This window comes from Pseudoalteromonas sp. Isolate6, from assembly GCF_022398435.1.
Taxonomy (GTDB): Bacteria; Pseudomonadota; Gammaproteobacteria; order Enterobacterales; family Alteromonadaceae; genus Pseudoalteromonas; species Pseudoalteromonas galatheae.
Map to the genome: position 1 here is coordinate 1 of NZ_JAKEVK010000380.1, position 1,125 is coordinate 1,125.

Here is a 1,125-nt window from a genome sequence, read left to right on the forward strand (position 1 = left end):
GAATATTAAAATGAAGCCATTATCTGTGTATGCCACGCAGTTAATATTTTTATTAGCCCGGTACCTACCTTTTGTTTTCCCTAAGAACATTAGAATGAGTGCTGAGCACATCAGAAATGCAAAACGGTATGAAATTTTCGATGAAAGCCATGATCAGGCGAGCTTTTTAGAAGGTAACTTTAAGTGGAAAGCGATTAGCATCGTAACAAAGTTAACTCAGAATGATGTTTTATTGATACAGGAGTGGATGAAAAGTAATGTCGCGACGGCAGCGTTTAGGGACAAAAAGTTCGGGGGGTTTTGTATGCCAAAAATAGTTAGTGGGTTCAACAACCTTGGAGCTATCAACTACTCAAACAGCTCCTTACACCCTGAGATACCAAACTTAGGAGTTAAATCTAATTACGCTCAATCATGCTTGCTCTCTTTAGTTAAACTCGGACCTAATAGTTATTACCTATCGGCCTATTATAAGCTCCAAGAAGAAGCTACAAAACATATAAGGCAAATAGATACATCTCATATGAGAGGTTATAAAGTTCTACTTTCGTTCAATCCGTTTTTTAAACACTTTGGAGCTTATTCTAGTGTTCATCAAGAAAAAGTAATAGACCGAGAGTTAAATAGACGGGTCGATACAGTATGTAAAGATGTCATAAATACTTATTCGAAAACTCTCAGTTTCATGGGGATATACAAAAGTGAGAAACATAGTGTGCTTGTCGCAGATTTTTTCCGATACGACAAGAGGCCATACTTGGTCGATAGGGAGCTGCCAGAAGATAATGATGAAAAGCAAGGCTATTCATTACTCCCACGTAGAAGGTACAAACACCTAGATCAAAAGATAAGCACTAATTCGACAGAGAACTTTATTGTCCATGAATTAACAGAAAACAACTGTCTTGATGCCATATATATTTTGAGCGAAGACCCAGACTTATCTGATGAATACTCTAAATGTGAACATTCTTCTTTGGAAATCACAAGCTCGTATGTTTTTACATCTATTTTGCTTGAAAGATCCAAAGAGTTTTACAAAAACCATGAAGAAATAAATATATCTTTAGCTAACGACTCAAAAAAAACAGATTTGAAATTTGGCTTGAATTTCAAACAATCAAG

At 35.9% G+C, this 1,125-nt stretch carries 1 protein-coding gene; it reads left to right on the forward strand.

What is annotated here, in order from left to right; genetic code table 11:
- Positions 1-94: 94 nt before the first annotated feature.
- A partial coding sequence (locus L1D50_RS23030; protein ID WP_239966937.1) for a hypothetical protein occupies positions 95-1,125 on the forward strand: 1,031 nt, incomplete at its 3' end.